The sequence below is a fragment of the Streptomyces sp. JHA26 genome, assembly GCF_002005565.1.
In the GTDB taxonomy this organism is placed as follows: Bacteria; Actinomycetota; Actinomycetes; order Streptomycetales; family Streptomycetaceae; genus Streptomyces.
In genome coordinates, this window is record NZ_BDJC01000111.1 from 1 (window position 1) to 6,805 (window position 6,805).

Sequence of the window (6,805 nt, forward strand, 5' to 3'; positions counted from 1 at the left end):
GCGCTGGCTGCGGCCCCTGACCGCCGGACCCGGCCGGACCACCACGGGGGCCAGGCTGCGGCTCGCGGACGACGGCGCCTTCGCCCTGACCGACGGCACGCGGACGTACGCGAGCGGCCGGCTGGCCACCGGACGCCCGCAGACCGAGCACCTGCCCCTCGCCGAGGTCGCCGCCCGCTGCCCGCACCGCCGTGGCACCGACGTGTTCTACGACGGCTTCGCGGCCGCCGGTCTCGCCTACGGCCCCGCCTTCCGGGTCCTGGACGACATCGCCCACGGCGCGGACGAGGCCCTGGCCACACTGAGGCCACCGGCCCTGGAGGGGAACGCCACCGTGCATCCCGCACTGCTGGACGGCGCACTGCAACTGGCCTCCGTCCTGCAGCCGGACGAGGCCGACCGCGACACCCTCCTGGTGCCCTTCGGCGCCGAGGCCGTGGACGTCCTCGCCCCCCTGGACCGAGCCGCCCGCGCCCACGCCGTACGCACCGGGCCGCGCACCGTCGCCCTCCGGGTCGTCGACGCCGACGGACGGGTCCTCGTCCGGGTCACCGGGCTGACGCTGCGCCCGCTCTCCGCGCCCCGGGGCCCGCTGGTGTACCGGCCCGTCTGGCAGGACGCCCCCGGGACCGAGGGGCGGCCGGACGACGGTGACGTGCGGCGGGACGTCGACGGCCGGATCCTGATCGCCCACACCGCGGCGGCCGGCGAAGCGGCCCGGCGACTCGCGGAACTGCACGGGCCGCAGCGGACGACCGTCGCGGAACTGGGCGAACCCGCCGCGAGGGCCGCGGCCGAAGGAACCTACGACCTCGTGCACGTCCTCGGCTGGCGCGGCGACACCGCCGGTGACGCGGGCCGGCCGGCGCAACGGCCCGCGCTCGACACCCTCCGGCTGCTCACCGCGCTGACCGGTCCGGCGCGCGCCCGTCGCGGACGTCTCCTGGTGTCCCTCGACGGTGCCGTGGCGGCCGGTGCGGGGGAGACACCCCGCCCGTCCGGGGCCGCCCTGCTGGGCCTGGCCCGCACGTACGGCGCCGAGTACCCGGACTGGGCGGTGCGGTGCGTCGACCTCGGAGCCGGGCCGCTCGAACCGGAGCGGGCGGCGAACCTGCTGTACACCGAGAGCGCCGTGGCGGACGGGGAACCCGTCACCGCGCTGCGCGGCACCCGGCGGCTGGTCCGGCGCGTCGCGCCCGCCGACCTGCCCGATGCCCCCGCCGTCCCGTTCCGGCCCGGGGGCGTGTACCTCGTCGTCGGCGGCGCGGGCGGTATCGGTACGGCACTCAGCCGGCATCTCGCCCGCACGGTGGGGGCCCGCCTGGTGTGGGTGGGCCGCCGCCCGCTCGACGAGGAGATCTCCCGGAAGATGGCGGCCGTCACCGCGCTGGGCGGCAGTGTGCGCTACGTCAGCGCCGACGTCACCGACGCCAGTGCGCTGCGCGACGCGGTGGAACGAGCCCGCGCCGCGTACGGGCGGCTCAACGGCGTCGTCCACGCCGCCGGTGTCCTCGCGGACCGCACCCTGGCCGGGCTGGACGAGGACACCTTCCGCGCCGCCTTCGACGCCAAGACCGCCGGAGCGGAGGCGCTGTGGCGGGCGGTGAGCGGGGAACCCCTGGACTTCCTGCTGTTCCTGTCGTCCGCGGCGGCCTTCACCGACACCCCGGGACAGGCCAACTACGCGGCGGCCGCCCACTTCCTGGACGCCTTCGCGCTGCGGCTGCGCGCCACCGGGCAGGCTCCCGCCACGGTGATCGACCTCGGGCTGTGGGGCGGCGAGGGGATGGCCACCGGCGACGAACGGCGCACCGCGCGGCTGACCGCCCTCGGGCACGGCCCGCTCGACCCGGACCAGGCCCTGGCCGCGCTCGAACGCGTCCTCGCCGCGCGTCTGCCGCAGGCCCTGATCGTCACGGCGGACGCCGCCGGTCTCGCCCGGCTCGGCGGAACCGCTCCCCGGCCGCCCGCCGCCGCGCCGCCGGCACCGGCACCCGCCCCGGCAGCCGGCCCCGGACCGCTGCCGTCGCCGTCGGGCGATGCGGTCCGCCGCTACGTCAAGCGGGTCTTCGCCGAGGTCCTCAAATACGATCCGAACGATCTCGGCGACCGGGTCACCTTCGAGAACTTCGGCATCGACTCCCTGATCAGCCTCACCGTCATCCGGCGCTTCGAGGAGGACCTGGGCCCGCTGCCCGCCACGCTGCTGTTCGAGCAGCCCACCATCGAACGACTGGCGGAGTGCCTGCGCACGGAGTACGCGGCACCGCTCGCCGCGGCCCTGCCGGAATCCGCCGCGTCCAGGGCTCCCGCGCCCGCCGGACCGGAGGCCGCCACCCCCCGGGCGGCCTCGTCACCCACCCCGTCCGGGCCGTCGACGGCGGCCGTCGACAGCGGCGGGGCGACCGCCCCGTCCGGGCCCTCGCACGGGGACGACATCGCGGTGATCGGTGTCAGCGGGCGCTACCCCGGCGCGCCGGACGTGGACGCCTACTGGCGCAACCTGCTGCGCGGCGAGAACAGCGTCACCGAGATCCCGCCCGACCGCTGGGACTGGCGGCCCCACTACGACCCGCGACGGGGGACACCACAGCGCACCCCCAGCCGCTGGGGCGGATTCCTTCAGGACGTCGACCGCTTCGACGCGGGCTTCTTCGGCATCCTGCCGCGCGACGCCGACGACATCGACCCCCAGGAGCGGCTGTTCCTGGAGACCAGCTGGAACCTGCTGGAGGAGGCCGGATACCTGGGCGAGCACACTCACGAGCCCGCCACCGGCGTCTTCGTCGGCCTGATGTACGGCACGTACGGGGAACTCGGCGCCACCCAGTGGCCGCGGGGGCGGCTGTCCGGCGCGCACTCCGCGTACTGGTCGGTGGCCAACCGGGTGTCGTACTTCTTCGACTTCCAGGGCCCCAGCTTCGCCGTCGACTCCGCGTGCTCGTCGTCGCTGACCGCGGTGCACCTCGCCTGCGAGAGCCTGCGCCGCGGCGAGTGCCGGATGGCCGTCGCCGGCGGGGTCAATCTGGTGCTGCACCCCTCGCACCACGTGTCCCTGTCCGCGCTGAACATGCTGTCGGCCGACGGCGCCTGCAAGGTGTTCGACGAGCGGGCCGACGGCTACGTCCCCGGCGAGGGCGTGGGCGCCGTGCTGCTCAAGCCGCTGGCAGCCGCCATCGCCGACGGCGACGACATCTGGGCGGTGATCAAGGGCAGCGCGGTCAACGCCGGGGGCAAGACCAGCGGGTACACCGTGCCGAACCCGCACGCCCAGGCGACCGTCGTCACCGAGGCCCTGCGACGCTCCGGCGTCGACCCGGCCACGGTCGGCTATCTGGAGGCGCACGGCACGGGCACCGAACTGGGCGACCCGGTCGAGGTGGCCGGACTCGTCCGCGCCTTCGGCCCCGCGACGGCCGGCACCGGCCACCGGGTCATCGGCTCGGTGAAGGCCAACATCGGCCACCTGGAGGCCGCAGCGGGCATCGCCGGCCTCACCAAGGTGCTGCTCCAGCTGCGGCACCGCACCCTGGTCCCGAGCATCCACCTGGAGAACCCGAACCCGAAGATCGACTTCGACCGGTCACCGTTCCGGCCGATACGGCGGTCCGAGCCGTGGACGGCGCCGGACGGCCGCCCCCGCCGCGCCGGCGTCAGCTCCTTCGGCGCGGGCGGCGCCAACGCCCACGTCGTCCTGGAGGAGTTCGAGCCCACCGGCGTCCGTCCCGAGGCGGCCCGCGACCCGGACGGCTCGCGGCAGCTGTTCGTGCTGTCCGCCCGGGACGACGCCTCCCTGCGTGCCTACGCGGAACGCGTCGCCGCGCACCTCGCCGACGCGGACGCCCGCCACGGCACCCTGCGGGAACTCGCCGCCACCAGCCAGCTCGGCCGCAGGCACATGGAAGTGCGGCTCGCCGTGGTCGCCGCGGACCGAGCACAACTCGCCGCCGCCCTGTCCGCGTTCGCCCGCGGCGAGGAGCACCCGGACGTCCGGACGGGAGAGGCCCGCCCGCGCGGCGAGGCGGACGACCTGTTCGACGGTGACGACGGCGCCGCGTTCGTCGCCCGGTTGGTGGAACGGGGCGACCTCGCCAAACTCGCCCGGCTGTGGGTGCGCGGCGTCCCCGTCGACTGGGCCGCGCTCTGGCCGCGCCCGTGGCCGCGCCGGGCCCCGTTCCCCACGTCCGTCTTCCGGCGCCGCCGCCACTGGCTGCGCACGGACCGGTCCCACCTGCCCGCCGCATCCGGGCCGGTGACCCTCCCGCTCGACCTCGACGACGCCCACCTGCGCGACCACGTCGTGGCGGGTCGGCGTCTGCTGCCCGGCGCGGCCGTCCTGGAGGCCGTGTGGACGGCGCTCGGGACGGCTCCGGGCGACCTGCACGACCTGCGGTGGCACCGTCCCGTAGCGCTCGACGCCACCGGCCCGGAGCGGCTGGCGGTGCGGATCGACGCATCCGGCGACAGCGGCCGGTTCCGCGTCACCGGATCCGACGGCACCGAACCGGTCTACGCCGAGGGAACGTTCGCCGGTGCCGACGCACCCGAACCGGACGACGTCACCGACCACGCCGTCCGGCCGGACGAGCTGCGCGCCCGGTGCCCGCACCCGCAGGACGTCGACGCGTTCTACCGGACGCTCGCCGACACGGGCCTGCGCCACGGTCCCGGACTCGCCGTCGTCACCGAACTGACCACCGGCCGGGGCGAATGCCTCGCCCGGCTGCGGCTGCCCGGCGGACAGCAGGCCCGGCCCCTGCACGCGGCCCTCGTCGACGGCGCGTTCCAGGCCACCGCCGCCCTGGTGCCGGACGGTCCCCTGGAGGTCCCCGCCCGGGTGGAGCGCGTACGGCAGTCCGCCCCGCTGCCCGAGGAGTGCTGGGTGCACGTCCGGGAAACCGGCACCGCTTCCCGGGGCCACCGCTTCGACCTGCGTCTGATCGACGACGACGGCCGGGAACTGCTCGCCCTCGACGGGTTCACCACCGCCGTCGTCCCCGCCCGGCCGGACCACGACCGTCCCGCCGACGACGGCTGCCGGTATCTGCGCCCCCGCTGGACCCCCGCCGAACGCGGTGCGGCCGTCCGCACCCCGCGCACGGTGCTGGTGCTCGCACCCGACGAGACGGTGGCCGCGGCGCTCGAGCGGGAACTGGACCGTCACGCGATCCGCCACGAGACGGCCCTGCCGCACTCCGCCGCCGGCCCCGTCGCCCGCGGGGAGGACGGCCGGTACACGCTGCCGCCGGACGACCCGGAGCAGTACCGGGCTCTCGTCGAGGAGCTCGCGGCCCGGGGCGTCCGCCCGGACTGCCTGCTGCGCGTCTGCCCCGACTCGCCGCTCACACCGGACACCCTCGACGCGTGCCTCGCCGACGGGTTCGGGGCGGTGCTGTGGTCCGCCGCCGCGCTCCTCGCCCACGACGCCGCCGCTCCGCTGCACCTCCTCGTCGCCCACCCCTGGGACCCCGGTGACACGAGGCCGCACCACGCCGCGACCGCCGGAACGCTGCGGACCCTGGCCCTGGAGCACAGCGGCTGCACGGGCACCACGCTCGCCCACGCGCCGGGCACGGACCCCGTCACGCTGGCCGAGCTCCTCGTCGCGGAACTGCGGGCAGGCGGCGGCCAGGGCGTCACGCACGTGCGCTACGCCGACGGCGTCCGGCAGGAGCGTGCCCTAGAGGAGTTCACGCCCGACGGAGCCGCCCTCGTCGACGACCTCCCGGTGCGTCCCGGCGGCACCTACCTCATCACCGGTGGTGCCGGACGGCTCGGACTGCGCTTCGCGCGACTGCTCGCCGCACGCGGCCCCGTCACGCTCGTCCTGACCGGGCGTTCGCCGCTCGGCCCCGGGCAACGGGCCCTGATCGAGGAGCTGAACACGGGCGGTACCCGCGCCGTCCACCTGCCGGCCGACGTGTCGGACGCCACCGACGCCGCCCGGTTGGTGTCCCGCATCCGCGCGGACTTCGGCCCGCTGCACGGCGTGCTGCACGCCGCCGGCACCACCCGGGACGCGCGCGCGGTGCGCAAGACGGCCGCCGAGGCCGCCGAGGTGCTCGGCCCCAAGGTGCACGGAGCCGTCCTGCTCGACGAGCTGACGCGCAAAGAACCGCTCGAGTTCTTCGTCTGCTTCTCCTCCGCCACCGCCGAGATGGGCAACCCGGGGCAGGCCGACTACGCCTACGCCAACGCCTTCCTCGACGAGTTCGCCGAGGCGCGCGAGGCCCGGCGCGCCCGTGGCGGACGCCGGGGCCGCACCGTGTCCATCGGCTGGCCGCTGTGGCGGGACGGCGGCATGACGGTCGACGCGGCCACGCTGCACCTGATGGAGCGCCGCTGGGGGATCGCACCGCTCGCACCGGAACGCGGCGAACGGGCCTTCGTCCGCGCCCTGACCGGGACGGCAACCCGCGTCGTCGTGTACCAGCCGGCCGCCTCCGACAGCCCCGCACCGTCGTCCGAGCCGCCCGCGGCGACCCCGGACGGGAAGGCGGACACCGGCGAGGTGCTGCGCGAACTCCGGCTCCTGGCGGCCGGCTTCCTGCTCGTCGACCCCGAGGAAGTGGACGACGAGGCCGACCTGATGGATCTGGGCTTCGACTCCATCTCGTTGACGGAGCTGATCAACCGGGTCAACGACCGCTACGGGCTGGACCTGCTGCCCACCGCGCTGTTCGAGCACAGCACCCTGGCCCGTTTCGCCGCCCATCTGAGCGAGGCCCACCTGCCCGCGACCGCACCCGGCCCGCTCACGACCGCCGGGGACGCCGGGCCCGCCGCGGAACCGCCCGACGATCCC

General features: G+C 76.1%; 1 protein-coding gene. It reads left to right on the forward strand.

Annotated features, from left to right (window positions below; genetic code table 11):
• The coding region (locus tag JHAT_RS32980) for an SDR family NAD(P)-dependent oxidoreductase (RefSeq protein ID WP_143660599.1) at positions 1–6,805 on the forward strand (6,805 nt) is incomplete at both ends.